General features: G+C 40.7%; 18 protein-coding genes. 14 read left to right on the plus strand and 4 right to left on the minus strand.

Features of this window, described 5'->3' with window-relative positions:
- Nucleotides 1-25: 25 nt before the first annotated feature.
- Nucleotides 26-181, minus strand: a complete 156-nt coding sequence (locus tag RHS_RS17615) for a hypothetical protein (RefSeq protein ID WP_395022839.1) — start codon at nucleotides 179-181, stop codon at nucleotides 26-28.
- Between the two features lie 315 nt (nucleotides 182-496).
- Here RHS_RS17615 and RHS_RS17620 point away from each other — a divergent pair, with 315 nt between their 5' ends.
- The 13 genes from RHS_RS17620 to RHS_RS17680 all read left to right on the plus strand — a co-directional run bounded on the left by RHS_RS17620 (nucleotide 497) and on the right by RHS_RS17680 (nucleotide 19,273).
- Entirely contained in the window at nucleotides 497-3,415 is a 2,919-nt protein-coding gene (locus tag RHS_RS17620) for an insulinase family protein (RefSeq protein WP_047833921.1), read from the plus strand.
- 51 nt (nucleotides 3,416-3,466) lie between these two features.
- On the plus strand, nucleotides 3,467-4,375 hold the full coding sequence (gene era, locus RHS_RS17625) for a GTPase Era (RefSeq protein WP_044289314.1): 909 nt from the start codon (nucleotides 3,467-3,469) through the stop codon (nucleotides 4,373-4,375).
- 81 nt (nucleotides 4,376-4,456) lie between these two features.
- Entirely contained in the window at nucleotides 4,457-5,203 is a 747-nt protein-coding gene (recO, locus tag RHS_RS17630; protein WP_047833922.1) for a DNA repair protein RecO, read from the plus strand.
- Between the two features lie 105 nt (nucleotides 5,204-5,308).
- Nucleotides 5,309-6,040, plus strand: a complete 732-nt coding sequence (locus RHS_RS17635) for a hypothetical protein (protein ID WP_047833923.1) — start codon at nucleotides 5,309-5,311, stop codon at nucleotides 6,038-6,040.
- A 117-nt stretch (nucleotides 6,041-6,157) separates the two neighbouring features.
- Nucleotides 6,158-7,546: a glycine--tRNA ligase gene (locus RHS_RS17640; RefSeq protein ID WP_044293434.1), complete on the plus strand. Its 1,389-nt coding sequence runs from the start codon at nucleotides 6,158-6,160 to the stop codon at nucleotides 7,544-7,546.
- Between the two features lie 190 nt (nucleotides 7,547-7,736).
- Nucleotides 7,737-10,130 (plus strand): GH36-type glycosyl hydrolase domain-containing protein, encoded by a 2,394-nt coding sequence (locus RHS_RS17645; protein WP_047833924.1) that lies wholly within the window; start codon nucleotides 7,737-7,739, stop codon nucleotides 10,128-10,130.
- A gap of 21 nt (nucleotides 10,131-10,151) precedes the next feature.
- On the plus strand, nucleotides 10,152-11,594 hold the full coding sequence (locus tag RHS_RS17650) for a phosphoglucomutase/phosphomannomutase family protein (RefSeq protein WP_047833925.1): 1,443 nt from the start codon (nucleotides 10,152-10,154) through the stop codon (nucleotides 11,592-11,594).
- Nucleotides 11,595-11,788: 194 nt separating this feature from the next.
- Complete coding sequence (locus RHS_RS17655; RefSeq protein WP_047833926.1) at nucleotides 11,789-13,645, plus strand: histidine kinase; 1,857 nt, start codon at nucleotides 11,789-11,791, stop codon at nucleotides 13,643-13,645.
- Between the two features lie 168 nt (nucleotides 13,646-13,813).
- On the plus strand, nucleotides 13,814-15,268 hold the full coding sequence (locus RHS_RS17660) for an ABC transporter substrate-binding protein (RefSeq protein ID WP_027293770.1): 1,455 nt from the start codon (nucleotides 13,814-13,816) through the stop codon (nucleotides 15,266-15,268).
- A 109-nt stretch (nucleotides 15,269-15,377) separates the two neighbouring features.
- The gene (locus RHS_RS17665; RefSeq protein ID WP_027293771.1) at nucleotides 15,378-16,259 is read left to right on the plus strand and encodes a carbohydrate ABC transporter permease; all 882 of its coding nucleotides are present in this window, start codon (nucleotides 15,378-15,380) and stop codon (nucleotides 16,257-16,259) included.
- Between the two features lie 10 nt (nucleotides 16,260-16,269).
- Nucleotides 16,270-17,154, plus strand: a complete 885-nt coding sequence (locus tag RHS_RS17670) for a carbohydrate ABC transporter permease (RefSeq protein WP_242858427.1) — start codon at nucleotides 16,270-16,272, stop codon at nucleotides 17,152-17,154.
- 84 nt (nucleotides 17,155-17,238) lie between these two features.
- A complete protein-coding gene (locus tag RHS_RS17675; RefSeq protein ID WP_027293773.1) occupies nucleotides 17,239-17,988 on the plus strand; it encodes a response regulator in 750 nt (249 codons plus the stop codon).
- Nucleotides 17,989-18,403: 415 nt separating this feature from the next.
- Nucleotides 18,404-19,273 carry a hypothetical protein gene (locus tag RHS_RS17680; RefSeq protein ID WP_044292917.1) on the plus strand — a complete coding sequence of 290 codons (870 nt, stop codon included), beginning with the start codon at nucleotides 18,404-18,406 and terminating at the stop codon, nucleotides 19,271-19,273.
- A 61-nt stretch (nucleotides 19,274-19,334) separates the two neighbouring features.
- Here the strand turns inward: RHS_RS17680 and RHS_RS17685 are convergent, their stop codons facing one another.
- The 3 genes from RHS_RS17685 to RHS_RS17695 all read right to left on the minus strand — a co-directional run bounded on the left by RHS_RS17685 (nucleotide 19,335) and on the right by RHS_RS17695 (nucleotide 24,625).
- Entirely contained in the window at nucleotides 19,335-21,332 is a 1,998-nt protein-coding gene (locus RHS_RS17685; protein ID WP_047833927.1) for a DUF5722 domain-containing protein, read from the minus strand.
- Between the two features lie 73 nt (nucleotides 21,333-21,405).
- Nucleotides 21,406-22,914, minus strand: a complete 1,509-nt coding sequence (locus tag RHS_RS17690; RefSeq protein ID WP_047833928.1) for a response regulator transcription factor — start codon at nucleotides 22,912-22,914, stop codon at nucleotides 21,406-21,408.
- Nucleotides 22,889-24,625, minus strand: a complete 1,737-nt coding sequence (locus RHS_RS17695) for a sensor histidine kinase (RefSeq protein WP_395022846.1) — start codon at nucleotides 24,623-24,625, stop codon at nucleotides 22,889-22,891. Before RHS_RS17695 ends, RHS_RS17690 begins: the two co-directional genes overlap by 26 nt.
- Nucleotides 24,626-24,861: 236 nt before the next feature.
- On the opposite strand from RHS_RS17695, the gene RHS_RS17700 reads away from it, so the two are divergent.
- Nucleotides 24,862-26,265: an ABC transporter substrate-binding protein gene (locus tag RHS_RS17700; protein ID WP_027293776.1), complete on the plus strand. Its 1,404-nt coding sequence runs from the start codon at nucleotides 24,862-24,864 to the stop codon at nucleotides 26,263-26,265.
- Nucleotides 26,266-26,360: the final 95 nt, after the last annotated feature.

The raw sequence follows: 26,360 nt of genomic DNA on the forward strand, positions 1-26,360 counted from the left end.
TCATTCATCTTTTTGATTTGTTCTCTCACATAGAGTTCAGGATCATCTCGTGACCCTTCAATAACTCGGAGTGTTTTCCAAAGTTTTTAATATTTCTGGTGGTTGTTTTCTTTCCATTACGGATTCCCTGCTGTGCATAATAAGTGGGATCCTTTAGTCGTTTATCAAAGTATATTTTCATAAATGCATCACCCCTGTAATTATTATACCACACAAATACAACACATACAACATAAAAATAGTAAAAATTTGACAAAAAAATAAGCCTGTATCAAGGCTTTAAGGTACTTTAGAGATATGGAAAGTGTCGAAGACCCGTGAATTTACACACAAGATTACGTTTTAGATGAAAAGGCAGCTATGGCATAGCGGGGAATCGCTTGTTGTAGCTGCTTTTAATTTAGTACTTCCCACCCCCCTGAATAAATGTTATAATTATCGCAATAATATTCACATAAGCATATTTTATGCGATAAATGGAAATGGAGGAAATTTTATGCAGTTTACCACATTGCCGCAGTATGAACTTAAGATAGAAGAAGATATTGCGGATATTAATTCAAAGGGTTATCTGTTAAGACATAAAAAGAGCGGCGCCAGAATTATGGTGATTGCCAATGATGATGAAAATAAGGTTTTTCATATTGCTTTTCGGACACCGCCCAAGGACAGCACAGGGGTAGCTCATATTTTGGAGCATAGTGTTTTGTGCGGAAGTGAAAAGTTCCCGTCAAAGGATCCTTTCGTTGAATTGGTGAAAGGGTCCCTTAATACGTTTTTGAATGCTATGACATATCCGGACAAGACGATGTATCCGGTTGCAAGCTGTAATGACCAGGATTTCCGCAATCTGATGCATGTATACATGGATGCGGTTTTCCACACAAACATTTATAATAAGGAAGAGATTTTCCGCCAGGAAGGCTGGAACTATCATTTAGAGACTCCGGAAGATGAACTGACTTATAATGGAGTGGTTTACAATGAGATGAAGGGGGCTTTTTCCTCACCGGATGATGTTCTGGATCGGGAAATTCTGAATTCCCTGTTTCCGGATACACCATATGGAAATGAATCCGGCGGTGATCCTGCATTTATACCGGATCTTACGTACAATGATTTTCTGGAATTCCATAGTAAGTATTACCATCCTTCCAACAGTTACATTTATCTGTATGGGAATGCAGATATGGAAGAAAGGCTGAAATGGCTGGATGAGGAATATTTAAGCCAATATGATGCCATCCAGGTGGATTCTGCAATTCCCATGCAGAAACCATTTGATAAACCTATCGAGATAAAGAAAAAGTATTCGATTTCCAATACCGATGAAGAGAAGGACAATACCTTCCTTTCTTATAATGCAGCTATTAAAACCAGCCTGGATGTTCGGCTGGCAAATGCATTTTCTGTGATTGAGTACGCTTTGCTTACTGCTCCCGGAGCACCTTTGAAGCAGGCGCTGCTGGATGCAAAAGTTGGGAAAGATATTCAGGGTTCCTATGACAGCGGGGTTTATCAGCCGGTATTTTCAGTAGTGGCTAAGAACTCTAATATAGATTCCAAAGACAGATTTCTGGAGATCATTCAAGATGTTCTGACCCGGATCGTTAAAGAGGGCATAGATAAGAAAGCGCTTCTTGCCGGAATAAACAATATGGAATTTAAATTCCGGGAAGCAGATTATGGTTCGTATCCTAAGGGGCTGATGTATGGTATTGATGCCATGGACAGCTGGCTGTATGATGATGCCGCACCATTTGATTATTTAAAGCAGCTTGGCATTTTTCAATTCTTAAAAGAGCAGGTCGAAACCGGATATTTTGAACAATTGATACAGGAATATCTCTTGGATAATACCCATGCGTCTGTTGTAATTGTGGAACCGCAAAAAGGTTTAACAGCCATAATTGATGAGGAGATAAAGAAAAAGCTAAAAGAATATAAGGAAAGCCTGACTGCGGAAGAAATCCAGACCTTGGTGGACAAAACAGAGAAGCTCCGCCTGTTTCAGGAAACACCATCTGCAAAAGAAGAACTGGAAGCGATTCCTGTGCTGGAAGCGTCTGATATTAAGAAAGAAGCAGGAAAGTTCTATAATGAAGAACATTTGCTGGGAGATACTACTGTTTTACACCATAATATGTATACCAACGGCATAGGATACCTGAAGATTTTGTTCGATACCAAATACGTGCCACTTGAGTATATTTCTTATCTTGGTATTTTAAAAGCAGTACTCGGTATGGTAGATACACAGCATTACAGCTACGGTGAATTATTTAATGAAATTAATATTCATTCCGGCGGAATTTACCCTGGCATCGAAATATTTGTTGGTGATAAACAGGGTGACTGCAGGGCAATGCTTGAAATAAAGGCTAAGATTCTATATGAGAAGCTGGATTTTGCCTTTGATATGATAGAAGAAATAATTTTTACATCGAAAATAGAGGATGAAAAGAGACTGTATGAAATCATTGCGGAATTAAAGTCCAGGGTTTCTGTACGATTAAATTCGGCAGGACATTCTACGGCTGCAATCCGTTCCATGTCTTATTTCTCCCAGACAAATGCATTTAATGATGCGGTTAGCGGAATCCGTTTCTATAAACTGGTAGAGTCACTGGAAGTACACTTTGATGAAAAGAAAGAAGACCTGATCCGTATTTTAAAAGAGCTGATGAAACTGGTTTTCCGAAAAGATACGCTTCTGGGAAGCTATACAGCTGATGAAGCCGGATTTGCACCATTGATGGACAGATTATCTGCTTTTAAAGAAAAACTGTTTGAAGAAGCAGGAGTTACGCCTCATGGGAAATTAGAGACAGATCAGAAAAACGAAGGATTCCAGACTTCTTCCAAGATACAGTATGTGGCAAGAGCAGGCAATTTCGTACAGGCAGGACTGAAGTATACCGGTGTATTGAAGATCTTAAAAGTCATTTTAAGTTATGAATACCTGTGGGTAAATATCCGTGTAAAAGGCGGTGCCTATGGATGTATGAGCGGTTTTGGAAAGACAGGGGATTCCTACTTTGTATCTTACCGGGATCCAAATCTGAGGAAAACAAATGAAGTTTATGAAGGTGTTGTGGATTATGTAAAGAATTTCACGGTAGAAGACAGGGATATGACAAAATATATCATCGGCACGATCAGTGAAATGGATACACCATTGAATCCTTCTGCAAAAGGCAGCCGTTCCCTTGGGGCTTATATCAGTAAAGTGTCTGAGGAAGATCTGCAAAAAGAACGGGATGAGGTGTTAAATGCTACCCAGGAAGATGTCCGTGCCCTGTGGAAGATCATGGAGGCGATTGTGGCGGCAGACAATATCTGTGTAATTGGAAATGAAGAAAAGCTGGCAGCGGAAAAAGACATGTTTAAAGTACTGGTGCCTTTTATCGGCTAATTAACAAAGGATAAAGTTGTATGCTGCCATTGGCAGCAGATAGGAGTAAGAATGACAACAGCAAGTTATAAATCTGGTTTTGTTACTTTAATTGGCAGGCCAAATGTAGGAAAATCAACACTAATGAATTACCTGATCGGCCAAAAGATTGCAATTACATCGAACAAGCCGCAGACTACCAGGAACCGGATTCAGACGGTCTATACCTGTGAAAAAGGACAGATTGTTTTCGTAGATACACCTGGTATTCACAAAGCGAAAAATAAGCTGGGTGAATATATGGTGAACGTAGCCCAGAGGACTTTAAATGAGGTGGATGTAATACTATGGCTGGTAGAGCCAAGTACCTTTATTGGTGCCGGAGAACGCCATATTGCGGAGCAGCTTTTAAAGACAAAGACTCCGGTTATTCTGGTAATTAACAAAATAGATACAGTAAAGAGAGAAGAGATATTAAAATTTATAGATGAGTACCGGAAAATATATGATTTTGCGGAAATTATTCCTGCGTCTGCCCTGAAGGGGCAGAACACCCAGGATATTATTGATACGGTATTTAAATATCTTCCTTACGGACCACAGTTTTATGATGAAGAGACCGTAACCGATCAGCCAGAGAGACAGATTGTTGCGGAACTAATCCGGGAAAAGGCACTTCGCAGTCTGGATGAAGAGATTCCTCATGGAATTGCAGTTTCCATAGACAGAATGAAAGAGCGGACAGGCGGAAAACTGACAGATATTGAAGCAACGATTATCTGTGAAAGAGATTCCCACAAGGGGATTATAATCGGAAAAGGCGGTACGATGCTTCGTAAAATAGGTTCCCAGGCGAGAAAAGAAATTGAAGAAATGTTAGAAATGAAAGTCAATCTGCAGCTTTGGGTAAAAGTAAAGAAAGATTGGCGTGACAGTGATTTCTTAATGAAGAACTTTGGTTATGATAAAAAGGATGTCTAGAGTGCCTCTGAAAAATCATTGCACCTGTCTGACTGCCAGGTACAATCATAATTCAGACACGCTCTGACCAGAAGGTGTAAAATGGGACAGACAGTGACGTTAACGGGGATGGTGCTTTTAGCCGCCCCAATTGGTGATTATGATAAAAGGCTGGTGCTGCTTACAAAAGAAAGAGGCAAAATTACAGCATTTGCAAAAGGGTCAAGAAGACAGAACAGTCCGCTTCTGGCGGCGGCAAATCCGTTTTCCTTCGGTGCGTTTACCTGTTTTGAGGGAAGAACTTCCTATAACCTGATGCAGGCAGAGATCAGCAATTATTTTTCAGGGCTGTCCCAGGATTATGAGGCGGCCTATTATGGCTTTTATTTTATGGAAATTGCAGACTATTACGCAAGGGAAAATAATGATGAGGCGGAAATGCTGAGGCTGCTGTATGCAACACTGCGGGCGCTTATGAATGCGTATATACCCAATGAGCTGATCCGGTATATATTCGAGTGGAAGTCAATGGTTATAAGTGGAGAATATCCCCAGATGTTTTGCTGTACAGGCTGCGGCGTACAGGAGGATCTGCGTGCATTTGTCCCTGCAGGAGACGGGCTGGTCTGTAAAAACTGCCTGTCAGGATCAAAAGGAGCAGTTCTTTTATTAGAGTCAACCATCTACACGTATCAGTATATCGCATCATCTACCATTGAAAAGCTGTATTCTTTTACGGTTTCTGAAGATGTGCTGCGTGAAATGAAACGTCTTCAGAGCCGTCTTTGCAAAATTTATATGGATAAACAGTTTAAATCCCTCGATATTTTAGAGTCGATTGTTACATAAGTTTTAAATCGACCCGCCAGAGTGTTCTTCTCCCAATAATTAGTTGAAAATATCATACTTTAAAGGTATAATAATTAGGATTATACAAGGAGGATGCAGTTTATTATGAAAAAAAGGAGAATTCTGGCGGTGATGGTTGGAGTTATGTGTCTGCTAAGCGGGTGCAGTAAATTCTCGTCACCAGATGAGTCAGCAGTTTCGATTAGCAAAGATGGAGGAATAACAGGGACAGCAGTGGAGAGCCTGGATAAAGAGTATTATGATGAGACAGAGCTTAAAACAATGATTGAGAGCGAAATTGATGCATATAAAGCCAGTACAGGCAAGGATAATATAGATCTGGATAAATTCAGCGTCAGCGAAGATACGGCAAAGTTGATTATAGATTATGCTTCATCACAGGATTATGCGAATTTTAACCATGTTGAATTTTTTGTGGGGAAAATATCTGAGGCACAAAAATCAGGTGTTACCTTTGACGGAGGCTTCCAGTCCGTGGAAGATGGTAAGGTGGCGAAGAGCGGTTTGACCAGCAGCGATGTACTTAAGAAAGACTATCAGGTAGTTGTAATGGAAGAACCGGTGCTGGTTCAGGTGCCGGGAAACATCCTTTTTACCAGTGACAATGTGGAAGTAAAAGGGAAAAGTGAAGCAAAAGTAAAATCTTCCGGTGCAGAGCCGGCTACAGAAAAGCAGTCGGAAACGGCAAAGCAGGAAGAAACGGATTCTGAGACCGGTATGGTTTTATTGTCCCCCGAGAGCAGTAATTCCGGGACCTCTTCGAAAGAGGTTGAAATTGGTAAGAAATTAGCTTATATTATTTATGAGCTGGGGTGATCTTTAAATACCCCCGGTAAGTTTTAGAGCGTGTCTGAAAAGTTATTACCGTTGTCTGCACGCAAAGAAAATGACAGAAAATAGAATGAAAATAGAATGGAATGTGAGGAATTAACAATGGAAAAAACGATGGATAAAATTGTAGCATTGGCAAAGGCAAGAGGATTCGTATATCCAGGTTCAGAAATCTATGGAGGACTTGCTAATACCTGGGATTACGGAAACCTTGGCGTTGAGCTGAAGAACAATGTAAAACAGGCATGGTGGAAAAAATTCGTAACAGAAAATCCTTATAATGTAGGTGTTGACTGTGCTATTTTAATGAACCCGCAGACCTGGGTTGCAAGCGGACATCTGGGTGGATTCAGCGATCCGCTGATGGACTGTAAAGAATGCCACGAGAGATTCCGTGCGGACAAAATTATTGAAGATTACTGCGCAGAAAAAGAAATCGCAGTGGAAGGTTCCGTAGATGCCTGGAGCCAGGAAGAGATGAAGAACTTTATCGAAGAACATCAGATTCCATGTCCGACCTGCGGCAAGCATAATTTCACAGATATCCGTCAGTTTAACCTGATGTTCAAGACATTCCAGGGTGTTACGGAAGATGCTAAGAATACCGTATATTTAAGACCGGAGACAGCTCAGGGTATTTTCGTAAATTTCAAAAATGTTCAGAGAACATCCAGAAAGAAAATTCCATTTGGTATCGGACAGATCGGTAAATCTTTCCGTAACGAAATTACTCCGGGAAACTTTACATTCCGTACAAGAGAATTCGAGCAGATGGAACTGGAATTCTTCTGTGAACCGGGTACAGACCTGGAGTGGTTCGCATACTGGAAAAAGTACTGCCTGGACTGGTTAACAGCTCTTGGCATGAAAGATGACGAGATGCGTGCAAGAGACCATGCGGCAGAAGAACTCTGCTTCTATAGTAAAGCAACTACCGATATTGAGTTCCTGTTCCCATTCGGCTGGGGTGAATTATGGGGTGTTGCAGACAGAACAGATTATGACCTGACACAGCATCAGGATACATCCGGACAGGATATGAGCTATTTTGATGACGAGAAAAAAGAAAAATATATTCCTTATGTTATTGAACCATCACTGGGTGCAGACCGCGTGGTACTTGCATTCCTCTGCAGTGCATATGATGAAGAGGAACTGGAAGGCGGGGATAAGAGAACCGTACTTCGTTTCCATCCGGCACTGGCACCGATTAAGGTAGGCGTGCTGCCATTATCCAAGAAATTAAATGAAGGCGCAGAAAAAGTATTTACCATGCTGGCTAAGAAGTATAACTGCGAATTTGACGATCGTGGAAACATCGGAAAACGTTACAGACGTCAGGATGAAATCGGAACTCCATTCTGTGTAACATACGATTTTGAATCCGAGACAGACGGAGCAGTAACTGTCCGTGACCGTGATTCTATGCAGCAGGAAAGAATTAAAATTGAAGAATTAGAAGCATATCTGGCAGACAAATTTGAATTTTAAGTAGCTGTCGGTACATCATATCGGATGAGATACGCTCACAGCGGGAATGTAAAAATTCCTCCTGTGGGCGTTTTTTGCGGTATTTTTTAAGAGCACAACTTTGTACAAATATTCGCATACCTGGCAATTCCTCCCTTAAGCCGGAGAGATTATAATAAGTATAAAGTAAAAGCTTTGGAGGAGGTTGTTTATGAGGTATGGATATTTTGATAATGAGAATAGAGAATATGTAATTGAACGGGTGGATCTTTCTGCTTCCTGGACGAATTATATAGGGGTTGAGGATATGTGTGGGGTTGTGAACCATACGGCAGGAGGATATTTATTTTATAAATCGCCGGAATACCACCGGATTACCAGGTTCCGGGCGAATGCCGTTCCCATGGACCGCCCTGGACATTATGTTTACCTGAGAGACCATGAGTCAGAAGACTACTGGAGCATATCCTGGCAGCCCGTAGGAAAGTCTCTGGACGAGGCGAAATACACCTGCAGGCATGGATTGTCCTATTCGGTTTATGAATGTGATTATGAGGGAATCAAAGCTTCTCAGACTCTGGTAATTCCCATTGGAGATGCAGTGGAATTATGGGATGTGAAAGTGCAGAACCAGAGTGACCGGGTGAGAGAATTAAGCTTGTTTTCTTACTGTGAATTCTCGTTCCATCATATCAATATGGACAATCAGAATTTCCAGATGAGTATGTATGCAGCTGGGTCTTCCTGTGAAGACGGAATTATAGAGCATGACCTGTTTTATGAAGAGTTCGGATATCAGTATTTTACATCCAGTGTCAGTCAGGACAGTTTTGAAACCTTAAGAGATCAGTTTATAGGGAAATACCGGACCGAAGATAATCCCATTGGGGTAGAACAGGGGTATCTGGAGGGCGGATTTGAAAATGGCAATAATCACTGCGGTGCATTCCAGAAAAAGATTGTGCTGCAGCCGGGAGAGGAAGTAAGAGTCGTATATATGCTGGGAGAAGGCGGACGAAAGGTTGGTGCTGCTATCCGGGAAAAATACAGCAGGCCGGATGCAATGGAGAAGGTATATGCCGATCTGCGGACTTTCTGGAAAAAGAAATTGGATAAACTCCAGATTCAGACTCCAAATGAAGGCATGAATACATTAATCAACACCTGGACCCTGTATCAGGCTGAAATAAACGTTATGTTTTCCAGGTTTGCATCGTTTATCGAAGTGGGAGGAAGAACCGGACTTGGCTACCGGGATACGGCGCAGGATGCAATGACAATCCCCCATTCCAATCCGCAAAAGTGCCGCCAGAGGCTGGTGGAATTGCTGAAAGGCTTGGTTTCAAAAGGATACGGACTTCATTTATTCCAACCGGAATGGTTTGATCCGGATACGGAAGTGAAACCCTTTAAATCACCTACCGTTGTGCCAACGCCCAATGCTAAAGACATGATTCACGGACTGGAAGATACCTGTTCAGATGATGCGCTCTGGCTGGTCAGCGCGATTGTAGAGTATGTAAAAGAAACCGGTGAATTTTCTTTCCTGGATCAGGTACTGTCTTATGCCGATGGGGGTGAGGGAACGGTTTATGAGCACATGATGAAGATTCTGGATTTCTCGGCAGAGCAGGTGGGAGAAAGCGGAATCTGTAAAGGGCTTCGTGCAGACTGGAATGACTGTCTCAACCTGGGCGGCGGTGAAAGTGCCATGGTTTCCTTCTTACATTACTGGGCAATCCGGAATTTCCTGGAAGCTGCAAGGTATCTAAACCGCACCGCAGATGTGGAAAAGTATGAACAAATGGCAGAGAAGGTAAAGCAAGTCTGTGATACCAGACTTTGGGATGAAGAATGGTTTATCCGGGGCGTGACGAAAAATGGCAGAAAAATTGGTACCATGGAGGACAAAGAAGGAAAGATTCATCTGGAGTCCAATGCATGGGCAGTTTTATCCGGTGCAGCTTCCGATGAAAAAGGCAAAAAGGCAATGGACAGTGTAGACAAGTACCTGTACACACCATATGGCATTTTGTTAAATGGCCCTTCCTATACCCGGCCGGATGACGATATCGGATTTGTAACCCGTGTATATCCCGGATTAAAAGAAAACAGTTCGGTATTCAGCCATCCAAATCCATGGGCATGGGCAGCAGAATGTGTATTGGGCAGGGGAGACCGTGCAATGAAATTTTATGATGCACTTTGCCCGTATAACCAAAATGACCAGATAGAGATCCGGGAGTCGGAACCTTATTCTTACTGCCAGTTCATTGTAGGGCGGGATCACAAGGCATTTGGAAGGGCAAGACATCCGTTTATGACCGGAACAGGAGGCTGGGCGTATTTTTCAGCAACCAGATATATGCTTGGCGTCAAACCGCAGTTTGACCATCTTCAGATAGATCCCTGCGTGCCGGCAGACTGGAAAGAGTTCAAGGTGAGCAGAGAATTCCGGGGTGCGATGTATGAGATTACAGTTTTAAATCCGGATGGCGTAATGAAAGGTGTTAGTAAATTGTATCTGGATGGTGTGGAAACGCAGCAGATACCGGTATGCGATGCCGGAAGCAGGCATGAAGTAACTGTCGTTATGGGAAGATAAAAGAAGGTAGGCGAAAAGATTATGGTACATTTTGGAACAGGCGGTTGGAGAGCCGTAATTGGTGACGAATTTACAAGAGAAAATATACAGAAACTCTCAATGGCAATGGTACTGAAAATGAAGGCGGAAGGGGTAGAAGAAGACGGAATGGTGATTGGCTACGACCGGAGATTTTTGTCGAAAGAAGCGGTCATGTGGGCATGTGAAGTTTTCGCGAAAGAAGGAATCCATACGTATTTTATCAATCGTTCTTCACCGACTCCTCTGATCATGTATTATGTTATGAAGCATGGACTTCATTATGGCATGATGGTGACGGCAAGCCATAATCCTGCTATATATAATGGGATTAAGGTGTTCACCCATGGAGGCAGGGATGCGGATGAAGAGCAGACCAGAAATATAGAAGATTATATCGCAGAAGTGGAAGAAAGATGCAGGAAGGGTAATGCCATTGAAATTATGGAATATGAACAAGCAAAGGAGAAAGGGCTGGTAACAGAGTTCAATCCTTTAAACGAATACCTGGATAATATTATAGCTGCGACAGATATGGAAGCCATAAAAGAACGGGGGCTGCGGGTGGCATTGGATCCTATGTACGGCGTGAGCCAGACCTCCATTAAAACGCTGCTTTCTATTGCACGTTGTGAGCTGGAAGTAATTCATGAACGTCATGATACCCTGTTTGGAGGTAAGCTGCCGGCGCCAAATGCCAATACCCTCCGTTCTCTTCAGAACTATGTACTGGACAGAGGATGTGATATTGGTATCGCAACAGATGGAGATGCCGACCGCATCGGTGTGATTGATGATACCGGAAGATTCCTTCATCCAAATGATATCCTGGTGCTGCTGTATTACTATCTGGTGAAATATAAGGGATGGCATGGGGCAGTAGTGAGAAATATTTCCACCACCCACAGATTGGACCGGGTAGCGGAGAGTTTCGGAGAAAAATGCTATGAAGTTCCGGTAGGATTCAAATATGTGTCTGCTAAGATGCAGGAGACCAATGCTGTGATTGGGGGAGAATCTTCCGGAGGATTGACAGTACGGGGGCATATCAATGGAAAAGACGGGATTTATGCAGCAGCACTTCTGATTGAGATGATCGCAGTAACCGGTAAAAAGATATCCCAGATTGCCAGGGACATTGAACTTGAGTATGGATTTCTGCATATGGAAGAGCGGGCTTATAAATTCAGTCAGGAGAAAAAAGAAGAAATCCATAACATACTGATGATACAGAAACTGCTGCCCGAGATTGAAACAGAAGCAGAGAAGGTATCATATCTGGACGGATGCAAGGTCTATTTCAAAAATGGAGGTTGGATCAGCGCAAGATTTTCGGGTACAGAGCCGCTTCTTCGGATTTTCTGTGAAATGCCAAAGCCAAAAGAAGCTTCTGAACTTTGCGGGCTTTTTGAAGAGTTTCTGGGGATCACCTGTGAACCCGTCTGAGTGGGTGGCATGTTTTGAATGCAGGCGGTATTTACACGGAGGATTGAAATAGAACAGAGCAGATGCAGTACATCAATTCGTACTGTATCTGCTCTCTTTTGATAGGAGAAAAAGTGGATTTATCCATAAATTTTCATGCAAAACGCAAGGGTACTATGTTACAATAGACCCATGGAAGAGGGAGGTTCAGGACTATGGAAAATCAGTCTCAGAATACACAAAAGCCCAGATCTTTGAAATCAAGGATGCTTTTTTTCATTATGCTCTGCTGGGTAATACCGCTGTTGGTACTATTTGTATTTATGGTTTTTTCTTATCGGAATGAAATTTTAGAAAAATCGGAAATGATGTTGAATCTGGGCATAGAAAATGTGACATCTACACTTTCCCAGAGAATTGATGAGGCAATTACGGCATCGAAAAAACCATCTTATGAAGGTGTATGTGAAAAAGCCTGGAGAAAGTACCGGAAAGGTGAGACAAATAAGAATCAGTTTTACCAGGACATTAATAATGAGTTGAAAAGCAAGTTTTACATAGACAAGAAATTCAGTATGTTTACTTTCTATCTGGAAGGCGACGATGAGCCTTTATGTTATTCTGCAAATAATGAATTTTCTTACTTAAGTTATATAGAGCAGATCCATGGGGAAATGAAAGATCTCATTGAAGGCCATTCTTCGGATGCGGTACTCCGCGTAGTGGACGGGCGGATATATATTGTCCGGAATATGTATACGGTAACCAAGTATATTAAGTTTGGAACGTTAATTGTAGAATTGAACCAGGATCAGCTGTTTCGAAATATCCAGATGGACTTAAGCGTCAATGCGGCAATCTGCTTTAATGACGGTGAGGAATTTGTTCTGGTGGGAAATCAGGATGAGGATGCATCTTTGAAATACTTTCCGGCACTGTTTCAAAAGTATGATAAGAATAAAGATGACACAATCCAGATGGATTTAAGCAACAGCTACAAAGGTTATCTGAAAGAAAAAAAGTGCAGGGATTATAACGTAGGCGTTGCATTTCTGGTAAGTAAGGCATTATTTTATGAATCACTGTATAATCTATACAAGATTATTGCATGTATAATATTGATACTAATTCCGGTTCTAATGTACGGGGTGAAATTTTTAAATAAGCAGGTAAGTATTCCGGTCAGCCGTATGATCCGGGCTTCCGAAGCCATTGAAGAGGGACAGCTTGGAACTGTGGTGGAGGGTGAAAATATGCCAAATGCAGAATTTTCATATCTGATGGATTCTTTTAACCGGATGTCCAAACAGGTAAAGTATCTGTTCGATTATGCTTATGATGAAAAGCTGGCACGCAGAGATGCTAAAATTATGGCACTCCAGGCACAGATCAATCCGCATTTTCTGAATAACACCTTAGAAATGATGAACTGGCAGGCGCGAATGTCCGGAGATACCACCATCAGTAAAATGATCGAATCCCTGAGTACAGTACTGGATTACCGGATGGACAGGGCAGGAAGCCGCCTGATTAACCTTGCAGAAGAACTGCATTGTGCGGATGCGTACTTCTATATTATATCTATGAGGTTTGGAAAGCGTCTGAAAGTGGAATGGAAGGTTGATGACAGTCTGTTACAGGTAAAGGTACCAAGGCTTATTCTGCAGCCGCTTTTGGAGAATGCCGTAGTACATGGGATAGAGCAGGTAAAAAACGGTATTATAGAAATACAGATATTCCATGATGAAACAAAGATCTATGTAAAGGTATTCAATTCCGGAAAGCCTATGACCAGGGAAGATATGGAGAAAATTAACGCGATCCTGTCCGGAAGCCCCGGAAGTATCAAGGCTGAGCCGGGGCAGCATACTTCTCTTGGAATCCGCAATGTAAATGAGCGGATCAAGCTGATCTACGGGGCGCAGTACGGGCTTTCGATTACACCGGGTGAGGATGGCAAAACGGAATCCGTCATTACGCTGCCCTATGAGAAGGAATTGGACAAAGAGGAAGAAATTAATAGACAAAAGGCACAAAAAGAATTGCAGAGTACCGGTAAAATTGGGGAATAAAACGGGTAACTTTGTCGCAGGATTTGTTCATTCTTGTGAAGAGGGCAAGAATGAACAAATAATGTCAAGTAGGTCTAATGCATTTTGAGGTCATTGCAAGTATAATAGGATTATAAGAAATGAGAGAAATACTCATAGAAATAAAAAACTCATAGGGAGGAAATAAGTATGAAACTCAAAAAAGTATTGGCAGTAACAATGACAGCAGCGATGACGATGTCCATGATGGCAGGCTGCGGAAGCTCCACAAGCGCAGCAACAGAGGCAAAGAAAACAGAAGCAAGTGCAGCATCAGAGGAAACAAAAGCTCCGGCAGCGGATGGAGAAACCAAAGAAGCTACAGAAGGCGGCAGCGAAGAAACCGAAGCAGCATCGGAAAGCGCACCGGCGATAGAGACAGCAACATCAAAAAAGGCAGCCGAAGAAGTGGCAGGAGGTAAAGACGTAACCCTTAAGACCGTTTCCATGTTCGGTGGAACAGACCCCAATGCCATCGTTTATCAGGCAGTGAATAAAGCATTTATGGAACAGCATCCAAATGTAACGCTGGAAGATGATTCCCAGGTATCCAATGAAGAGTGGAAATCCAGAATCGCAGCAGACTTTTCCGTAGGAAATGAACCGGATGTATTGCAGTTCTTCGTAGATGCTACGGCAAATGATATTATTTCTACCGATAAATTAGTACCTTACGATGAAATCGTAAAAGAATATCCGGAGTATGCCGGGGATACATTACCGGATGCATTGGAAAAAGTAAAAAATGCAGATGGTGTGAAAAGAGCAGTTCCCACAACGGGTTATTGGGAAGGACTTTTCTGTAACAAGGATGTATTTGAACAAAATGGCGTAGAACTTCCTACCGACTGGGACTCCTTTACAAAAGCAATTGAGACATTTAAGAGCAAAGATATCATCCCCATTGCTTGTTCACTGAATGAAGTACCTCATTACTGGGTTGAGTTCTGTATGTTGTATACAGCTGGACAGGAAGAATATGTTTCCATGCCGGATAAAGCACCTGAAAGCTGGATCAAAGGAATTGAAGTCATTAAGACTTTGAAAGAAATGGGCGCATTCCCTGAAGATACCGATACCATCGACAACTCATCCGCAGAGCAGCTATTTAACAGCAAAAAAGCTGCAATGCAGTTAGACGGCAACTGGAGAATGAATGGCATTGATGATAAAGAAAACGTAGTAGTCGTTCCTTTCCCGGGTGTACCTGATCAGGCAGCAGATGTCGCAGGCTATATGGTAAGCGGATTATCTTCCGGATTCTATATCACAAGAAAAGCATGGGATGATCCTGACAAGAGAGATGCAGCAGTCAAGTTTGTTATGGCTCAGACCTGTAAGGATTCCCTTATGAAATACTGGAATGGTGCAGGTATCCCGACCTGTGAAATCTCTGAAGATGAAATGCCTTCTGACAACCTGGCAAAGAGCGGTCTTGAGTATGCTCAGGCAGCAAAAGGACTGGTACTGCCAACTGATGCAAGATACAACACATACAAAGCACTGACCAGCCAGATTTCCGGTATGGCAGCAGGTATGGTGAAGGCTGAAGACATTATCAATGATATGATTACACGTTATAAAAACGGTGAAACCATAGAGTAGTAAAGAAATAAATATTGTCCTTGTGAGCAGAGGGAGATTTCAAAACCGCCCCCTCTGCTTCTTTATACCCAAAATTCAATGTATTTTTTAAAACAGGAGGTAATTCACCATGTTATATAAGAAAAAATGGCCGCTTCTCATCTTTTTGATTCCAGGAATTTTATTTCTTGTGATATTCCTGTACGTACCCTTTGTAGAAAATATCAAAAATGCCCTTTATGATATGTCCGTTCCAGTAGCAATGCCGGGCCGTGCATTCCGGTATGTGGGCGCTGAAAATTTCCAGAAACTGTTTTCCGATCCTATGATCCGTGTGGCTCTTGGGAACTCTGTAAAAATGATGTTTCTAACTGTAATTTTTGAAGTAGGAATTGCATTTGTCTTAGCTGTACTGGTAAGCAATATCAAAAAAGGGCAGCAGTTTTTCAGAACCGTATACTTCTTCCCGATTGTTATTTCAGCAACAGCAATCGGCTTACTGTTTAAATTATTCTATAACTACGATTCCGGTATGTTAAATCAGATATTAACCGCACTGGGATTTGCCAAGGTCAAGTGGCTGGGTGAGAGCCTTGCATTTATCATGGTATGTATACCAACGCTCTGGTCTTATGTGGGCTTCTATTTTGTAATACTGCTGACCGGATTAAGTGACATACCGGAAGAGGTATATGAGGCAGCATCCATCGACGGATGCAGTAAGTTCAAACAGGTATTTTATATCACAATGCCAATGCTTCGCGGTGTTTTCTGTACCTGTATTACCCTGGCGGTAACAGGAGCTTTAAAGGTATTCGATCTGCCCTGGGTAATTGCCAGTCAGGGAGCTCCTTATGGACTGACACATTTTATGGGAACTTATATGTACCAGACCACATTTGAATTAAATGATTATGGCTATGGCTCTGCAATCGCAATCTTGATCGTTATTTTAGGAGTTATCGTATCCAAGATCGTTACAAAAGTTGCCAGACCAGACGCAAACATGTAGGAGGACGGTTATGACGGAATTAAGATATAGTAAAAGTAAAGAATTTTCAATGGATTTGAAGATACCAAAAAAGAAGGCCGGTATTGGGAAAATTGTAATTTATGCGGTGCTGATTTTATGGGCAGTCACTACAATCTTTCCATTTTTATGGGTGTTCCTGAACTCTTTCAAACCGTCTGCTGAAGTAATCAGTAATTCATTCAGTCTGCCTCAGGCATTTGATCTGGCAAACTATAAGAAAGCATTTGAAAGCCTGAATATTTTAAGGGCTTATGGGTTCAGTATTACCATTTCAGGATCTGTAACACTGGGTGTTATGCTGCTTTCAACCATGATGGCATTTGCGATGACCAGATATAATTTCAAGGGAAAAAACTTCATGGACAGTTTTATTGTGGCAAGTTTGATGTTTCCGGTATTCTCCACAATTATACCGGTACTGAGAATGATGGTAAAAGCAGATCTTCTGAGTACGCCGATTGCAGTTATTCTCCCTCAGATAGCCGGGAATTTAAGCTTTGCGGCAATCGTAATGATGGGATTTCTAAGGGGACTGCCAATTGAGATGGAAGAAGCGGCATATATGGAAGGTGCCAATGTATTCCAGGTATTCACTAAAATCATTATACCGCTATGTAAAGCATCCCTTTCTACCGTAGCAATTTTCAGCTTCTTATGGTCCTATAATGATTTGTTTGTACAGAAAACGATGATGCGTGATCCAAAAAATATGCCGATCTGTGCATTATTAGAAATGATCAGTTCCAAGTACGGAACGGATTTCGGACTCATGGCGGCATCGGTAACCCTGATTGTAGTTCCGGTATTAATTGTATACATTTTCCTGCAGAAAAACATTATTAAGGGATTGACAGCGGGTGCAATTAAGGGATAATATGGATATACTATCCAGATAAAGGGATCATTTCAGTCTGTGGATGTGTCTGTCTGGACAAGAAAAGTACTGGGGGCCGTAGTTATGTATCGAGTAGTAATTATTGATGATGAGCCAATCATTGTGGAAGGAATCTCAAGAAGTGTGGATTGGAAAAAATGGGATTGTAAAGTTGTTGCCACGGCAAATGACGGCATTGAAGGACAGGAAGTAATCCGGGAGCATAAGCCCAATATCATAGTTTCCGATATCTCTATGCCGGGACTAGACGGGCTGGCAATGGCAGCCGGGTTGAAATCAGAATTTGAAAACATGGAAATTACCATCCTGACCGGATTCCGGGATTTTGATTATGCACAGAAAGCCATCCGCCTGGGGGTGACCAGGTTCTTGCTGAAGCCTTCTAATATGAGTGAAATAGAGGAAGCTGTAGATGCAATGGTGCAAAATCTCCGGAAGAAGAAAATTACCGGAGAGGCGGAAGCAGTGGAGGAGAGTTCCGACAGTGCAGCCAGCAGTTTTATCGTTAAAAATGCATTGAAATATATTGAGGACAATTATAATCGAAAAATAACGCTTCTGGAGGTGGCAGAGAAGACTTACGTAAGCCAGTGGCATTTGAGTAAGCTTCTGAACCGCCATACAGGGCAAAGTTTCTCAGAGCTGTTAAACCATACAAAAATTGAACATGCGAAAGAGATGTTAAAGGATCCTTCCCTTCGAATCGGGGATATAGCAGAAGCAGTGGGATTTCTGGATATGGCACATTTTTCAAGGGTGTTCAAAAAGCAGACAGGAATGTCGGCAAATGAATATCGGAATCATGAAGTTTAGAGAGTGTTTGAAAATTGGGAGCTTAAGAAGGCAGGTTAGAATATTCAAACGCGCTCTAAGGTATGAGGGCAGCAGGGCATTTTCCGTTGGCGGTTAACGGAAGGTGCCTTTTCGTTTTTATTTTGCGTAAATTGACGATCGGAATATCACCGCTAATAGAAAAATATCTTGATTTATTCTTTCTGTTATGTTATATTAAAAAATAATAAGAGATTGTTTCAATCTGTTTATGTGTATTTTTATTTTTTGTCTTTTATCTTTTTTTATTTTATAATCTGATCACTTCTGATTTATTCAAATCAAAACCCCATGTTGTTAAGCAAAGTAGATGATACGTATATATTTTATTATATTGTCTTTTAAGACATACTCTGGTGTGGTATATGTATGATTGTACATTTGCAAATAAAGGAGAGTGCACGAACTGGAAGGAATTGCCTATCAAAATAAAGATATTTTATCGAAAATATTCGCAGAGTCACTAAAAGAAAAATCATTTTCCGTTTACGGAATCGAACTACCGAAGATCGTTGAAGTGCTGCCAACCAATCTGCCCAGCCTGCAGGTAAATGAACTGCGTTTAGACAATTTGTTTTTGTTGGCTGATAACAGCATTGTCCTGGTAGATTATGAGAGTAAATTTTTGAATGAAGACCTGATAGATTATCTGGGCTATGTCTGCAGAATTCTAAAAAGGCTGGGAAAGGATTGGTTCGGCGTGAAAATAAGGGTCTTAATTCTGTATACATCGGATGTTGAACATGCAAACGATGTTCTGGATATTGGATGCCTTACATTTAAAATTGAGCAGGCATTTCTTTGCGGTTTGGATACTGACTCGATCTATGAAAATATAAATAAGAAAATAAAATGCCGTGAGCATCTGACAGATGATGAAAAAATGCAAATGATTATATTGCCATTGACGGTAAAAGGAAAAGAGGAGAAGCTGATTCTTTTAAAAAAGATTATTATATTAGCAAAAGAATTGGAAGCTGAAAATGATCGTACATTTATTTTGGCTGGATTATTGACATTTGCTGATAAGATTATAAGCAGACGGCTGGCGGAAGAGATAAGGAGGGAAATCCGAATGTTAAAAGTTGAGAAAATTATATTTGAGGAAGGGTTGGAAGAGGGTATCTTGGAAGGTGAACATAGAAATAAGATTAAAATAGCGGAAAATATGATTCGTGCTGGGAAAACCATACAGGAGATTGCTGAAATTACTGAAATGGCAATTGAAGATATCCTTAAATTACCCAAAATGATACCCGTAAAGTAGGAGTGTGTTTTACTATTAAATTACCGGCAGAACTTTGCCAGTTGTTCTGCCGGTTGTGATTTTATTTACGGTACATCTTATAGATCCTGTTTGGGGTGTAGCCGGGAACGGCCTTTTTCCAACTGGATTTTCCTATGGTTTTCAGGTATTTGTTGGTATATTTACCTGAATTTTTGGTGTCCATATATTTGAACACATTATATGCTTTTTTTCCGCTGATGCCCATATACAGGCCCTGTGCAGTTTCACCGGGTTCATCGTTATAACTTCTTATGATGAAGGAATCAATCATGGGATTACATGCAGCTTTGTAGTAGCCGTATGCGATTGCAGCTGCCTGGACGTCTTCACCTTTTGAGGAACTGAATCCTTGCTCCGATAAGATAATACGGGTTTTTGAGCCATAATGCTTTTTAACGTAATTTGTTAAGACCTGAATATTCTCCATTGTGACATAAGGTGAATCTTCTTTGGATGAAACAGCACTGTTAGTCCAGAAATCAGGACTTGTTAAAGGTGCCGGATAAGCATGAAAAGCAACATTCCAATTAATACCGCTCTGCATACTCTTTATTTTCTTTGCAAAGGCATTCATAAAGTCTTTTGCCGTATATCCCGCATCTGCAGTGTTCCAGCAATGGTCCAGACAAATAAATACTTTAGTATTGCTCCAGTTGCTTTTTGCAGCGTTATATAAGGAGCGGAAAGCATATGAATAGGAATTGATAAATTTAGTCTTGCTCATGCTGCCTTTATAATTCCAAAGATTACAGGAATTTACCTCATTTCCTAAAACCCAATTGGATACATGGCATTCACTGGTACTGAATTTTGAAGCAAGGAAACTGAATATAGCCTCCATTTTTTCTCTCGCCGCTTTACTGGAGGTATTCCAGGTATAAAGGATATGCCCTTCACTTCTTGCCTGGGATGCAATTAAATCCTGATAGCTGCCGTCACCCCAATCCAAGCCCAACTGTAAAGTTACATTGATTTCTTTGGCATTAAATTCGGATACTGCAACTTCATATCCCCGGAGACTGTTAAAATGATAAGTCTTTCCATTGTATTTATAAGTCGTATCCGGATTCGATAAAATTGTCGATGCATATAGATTTAAAAATGTATTCTTTGCATCCACTTTTTCAACATCCTGGGTAGTTGTAAACTGGATTCCTTTTTTTGTTTTACCGGTTTCATATGTATGTGAGTTTTTAGCAGTAAATTCCGGATTTGTTACATACTTGGCACTGCTGATCACTTTATATCCTTTTTTTTGTTTTACGGCTATTGCATATTTTGCCAATGCATATCCTTTATTGGGTTCTGCTGTATTTAATGCAAAAGTTACGGAAGTTTTCTTTGCCGTTCTTGCAGTCCTTTTAATTACTTTACCAGAATTGGGATCTACGGTAACGAGATAGTAATACGAATCAGTACTCTTAATTCGTTTGGCGATTTTAGCCTTTATCATGATTCGATCCACACCACTGCCTTTACAACTGGTAATTTGTGCTGAATTGGATTTTGGAGCGTATTCTTTCTGCTTTTTCTGCTTAGCTTTATTGGATGTCTTGGCAGAAGCAGGTTCCGTTTCGGAAACATTTGTGCGTTGCTGCTTTGGGGCGGATACCAGACCCACCGGCGACTCCTTCTCTGATTCGGTAAGGGGTTCCGTTATTTTTTCTGTAAGTTCACATACAGTTTTTTCGGTTTCTGTCATTTCGGTTTCTGCCATTTCGGTTTCTGTCATTTCAGTTTCCTCTTTTATTTCAGTCAGAGGGATTTCTGATTCCGAAGAAGAGGTTTGGTTGTTGGTATTTAAATCCGAATCATCGCTATTTGTAACTTCACTTTCTGTAGTATCCATTGTTGTAACATCATTTTCTGTAGTATCAATTGTTGTAATTCCATTTTCCGGTATACCTGACGATTCGGCATCATACATTTGAGATTCCTGGATCTTTGCAGATGCTGTTTCTGCGGCAAGTGCCGAAATGCTGTTAACAGGTATCACCATAGATAGAGCTAACAGGACTGCCATTAATTTCTTTTTCATATAATCTCCCATCTGGTAGTTCTTCGACTACCTGCGTATTTTTTACGCATAAAAAGCTATTCAGTTTAATTTGTTAATTTTTATTACGAAGAGCATAATCTTTTGGAGAATATCCGTAAGATTTTTTGAAACGTTTGCTAAAATAAAATACATCAGAGTAGCCAACCTGTTCCGCAATTTCTGAAATCTTGTATTGATTAGATTCCAGCAGGCGCTTAGAAGCTTCCATTCGTACATTTGTAATGTACTGAAGGATGGATAAGTCATTTACTTTCTTAAATACACTGCCCATATAAGAGGGGTTTAACTGAAAGATATCGCCGATCTGAGCTACCGATAAATCCTGATTACGATAGTGTTCATCAATGTAGGACATCAGTTTCTTGCTTAAAGCCACATCCGAAGGGGAGGTGTCATTTTGCTGGATACATTGCAAGCCGTAGTGGATTGCCGTATTTTTTAAACTATCCAGAGTATATTCTTCATCCAGTATGGAGGATATAAATTCATTGATATTCTGCGGCGTGTTCTCCAGTATGTGGTAATAAATATGGAAAGTCATAAACAATTCCGTTACGATCAGGTATAAATAGTCAACACTGTGTTTCTTTTCAATGGATGAAAACAACTCTTCGATGTAATCAGAAAATGTTTTTTCATCTTTTCCATTGAGATGTAAGGTAATATTTTGCCTTATTTTAGGCAGATCAATGGAATAATCAGGTTCCGGCGTAGCGGCGTACTCCAGCAGCAGATTTGAACCTATTGAAAAATAGCGCTGGCTCAAACCGTGGAGAACCCGTTTGAAATAAGGGTTCCAGCTTTCTGTTAAGGCAAATAGGTTGCCTACGCTCAGAAATACAAAATGCTTTTCCTTTTCCACAAATTCAGTTAATATGCTGCCAATATGATGAGATGCCTGTCTGGCTGTAAAAAAGATCTGCAGCACATAAATATACTCTGCTTCCTGGGTGTATTCACACTGGAAACCTTTCAGCCGGAGTGATGTGATCAGCCGATGAACCGCCACCTCTGTATCCTCAAATACAAAAGCACCGATATAGAGAGCATGGGTAATTTGTAAAAATTCCGGATAATTTGTATAAAGTGCCTGAATATCAAGAGAGCCGTTTTGCACATTTGTAAGGGCAGTACATTTTTCATAATGGTTAAGTTTTTCAATTTGGCGGTGCTGTTTTCGGGAGAGGGCTATTTTTTCAATACAATCCTCCAAAGTACTTTTTAACACCAGAGTATCTACTGGTTTTAACAGATAATCTGTAACTCCATACCGCATGGCAGTACGGGCATATTCAAAATCATTATAGCCGGATAAAATAATAATTTTTGTCTGAGGGTAATCCTCGTGAATTTGTTCCGCTGCCTGAATTCCTGTCATTTTTGGCATTTTAATATCCAGTATAATGATATCCACCGGGTGGTGCTCCAGCAGTTCCATGACTTCCAGTCCATTTTCTGCTTCACCGATAAAGTTCAGATTCAGAGCAGTCCAGGGAATAATTTTTTTTAAACGCTGTCGGATGAAATATTCATCGTCAGCGATCAGCAGATTTAAGGTCATTTTGATTTGCGGCCTCCTTTCCAATTGTAATTGTTGTTACACAGCCTCCTTCAGGGCGATTAGCGATTTCCAGGCCATATTCCGTTCCGTAATAAAGCTGGATACGCTGATGAATGTTTTTAATACCAAAGTGATCGCTGCCAGCCTGCCATATCTGGTCATATGCGGCCTTTGAAAAACCAATGCCGTTGTCCTGCACAACAATGCGGATAGCATCGGTATATTCCGTGACCATGATTTCAAGAACACCTTTATATTCCAGCTCTTTAATCCCGTGATAAATGCTGTTTTCCACAATCGGCTGCAGAAGCAGTTTCAGGCAGGGATATTCATACAGATAAACGGGGCAGTGAATATAGTAATCAAATTTATTAAAGTATCGCACCTGCATAATGTGCAGATAGGCTTCTGTTATTTCCAGCTCTTCTTTTATTGTAATGTAAAACTTACCATTACTCAAGCCTTCCCGGTAAAAAGTAGATAGATTCATTACGATATCAATCAGAGTCTCTTTCTCATCAATTTCAGCAAGGGAACAGATATTATCCAGGGTATTATAGAGAAAGTGCGGATTCACCTGCTGCTGAAGCAGATCCAGTGATATTTTAGTTTTCATTTTCTGGGATTCCAGCAGGTCATTTTTTAACTTTTCCTGGGCTGCAATCATGCTGTTAAAAGCCTTAAATAATTCTCCGATCTCCGTATCGCTGCATTCTTCCTGTACGGGTGTCCAGTTTCCTTCCTTGATCGTCCGCGTGTGATGAATCAGATGGTCAATAGGAGAACTGATGGTATGGGAAACCTTATGGGATACATAGATACATACTGCGATACATATCAGTGTGATCATCATGGTTATAAAAAATAAAAACATGGTTGGCCTGATAAAATCCAGAAGATTAATTTCGTTTATAATGTACCAGTCCAGGGTAGGAAAATACTTATATAATATAATGGAATGAGACGTAAATCTGGATTCATCCCCGGTAGTCGGCTTTAATAAAGAAAAAGAGTCATATTGGGAGCCAAGGGAGATGGAATTATCAGAACTTCGCACATTGCCCGATTCATCCGCCATAAATATATGATTTGTTTCGGTAATCTTATCCCGGTAAATCTGGGAAATTGTGTGCTCCGGTATGGATATTTCAATATAGCCCAATAGGGAGGCTGTCTGATAATGGTAAAAAGGACGGACTAGAGAGACCGCTTCCATATTCTGATAACGATTTGTCTGCGGGTGCTTTGTGCGAAGTACCCATACGGATTCCGTATCTACCGGAACATCATCAAGAGACGTATCATAGGGATAAATCTCAGTAGTAGCCACCATATCTTTTTCTGAAGAATATATGGTTACCGCATGTATAAAGGGAGTGGCTTGTACAATGCGGTTAATCTGGGCGGTTATATTTCGTTTGTCATCAGCATTAAAGGCAGTATGATTATCTTTATATTTACGCATCAGAGACTGTACCGTATTATCTATAATAATAGTCTTAGAATAATTTTTGGTAGATGTCAAATAATAATCTAGCTGAGAAGAAATATAATCTAACTGCCGCAATGCGGAGTTTGTTTCCAAAGCAATAAAATGTTTATAAAAAATAAAAGACGTGCTAAGAAGCAAAACGACCATAAATGCTATGGCAATCCCGGCACTGCTCAGGAAAAATTTAGATTGTATCGAGGCAGAATTTTTCTTATTCATGAAAAAATTTCCTTTCTTATAAATAAAGAGATTTTTAGTTTCTCCTATTATCTTCCTTATATTATATTATTTTAGACAAAAAGTCTACGTAAGGAATATGCTTTTTGCAAATGAAATGCAAAATGTACAAAAAAAATAGAAAATGACCATTCTAATTTGCGGGGAAATTTTTTATAATGATTAAGACTTAAGAAATGAAAACTTAAAAAAATATAAAAAACGGAGGAGAAGAAGCAATGAGAATGAAAAAAGTAACAGCATTATTACTGGCAAGTGCTATGTGCGTTGGAGCTTTGGCTGGATGCGGTAATTCATCCGACACAAAGGAAACAAAAGCAGCAGGTGATACACAGGCAGCTGGAGAAACAAAAGCGGCTGACGGAACAGATGCGGCAAAATCAGAAGGATCCGGTGATGGTGAAAAAGTTACGATCCGTCTTCTGACCAGAATGGCAGGAACAACAACTCAGGTTAATATCTACAATGATATCATCAATGAGTTCAAGGAAAAACATCCGGATGTAACAATCGTGGATGATTCCCAGAGTGATGAGTCTGCATTTAACAATATTCTCTCAACAGATATTGCATCCGGAACGATGGCAAATATCTTCAGAATCCAGGGTGTTGCAAACCTTTCTGAGTATATTGATAACGGCATGATCTTAAATCTTCAGCCGTATTTAGATGAAGATAAAGAATGGGGCGGCGGATTTACAGAAGGTTCCCTTGCATACTACCAGGTACCTGGACAGGAAGGAACTTACGCAGTACCAATGGAATCCGGACTGATCGGTGTATATTATAACGAAGATTTATTCAAAGCTGCAGGCGTTGATAAATTCCCGGAAACATGGACAGAATTTACAGATGCTATTACAAAATTAAAAGACAGCGGTGTAATCCCGATTGCTATGGGAGCTCAGAGTACTTACATGGCAGGACATTTACATGACCAGATCTTCTACAAATGGTTAGGAACAGAAGCAGCGAAACTGCTTGGAACCCGTGAAAAGAAATGGACAGACAGTGACGTTGTTGAAACCTTACAGAAAGAAAAAGACTTAATCGATTTAGGTGCATTCGATGCAAGTGCAGCTGGTATCACAGATGATATCGCTATGACACAGTTCCAGCAGGGTGAAGCAGCAATGGTTATCACAGGACCATGGAACATCGGAACCTTTACAGATAAAGAAAAAACACCTGTAGCTGACAGTATCAAAGTTGCAAAATTCCCATATTTCGAAGAAAAAGAGGAATTTAAAAACGAAGATATGCAGACATTAAGCCCATACATGGTAAGCGGCAAATTACAGGGAAAAGAATTAGACCTGACAATTGAATTATTAAAAATGCTGACAAACAAAGATGCTGCTAAGAGATATGCAGAAGAAGCTGCTTTCTTAATCCCGAGAACAGATATCGATCTTGACGAAAGCAAATGCTCACCATTATTTGTTGAAAATGTAAAATTAGGCGGAACATCAACTGGTATCGGTGTTGATATATTCGACTTTGATCCATTGACATCCATGCAGGACAGAACCAGAAACTCTATCGTAAGTATGTTTACAGGTGCAACCGCAGAAGCAGCTGCACAGGAGATTCAGGGCGAAGTTGACAATAACGCAAAATAGTGCGGGGTATCAGTCAGTAAATTAAATTCATAATTTCAGATGCTGCCGGGGAATACTCCGGCAGTATATAAAAAATTTCACAATTCACTTTTGAG

Source organism: Robinsoniella sp. RHS (assembly GCF_001029355.1).
Classification (GTDB): Bacteria; Bacillota; Clostridia; order Lachnospirales; family Lachnospiraceae; genus Robinsoniella; species Robinsoniella peoriensis.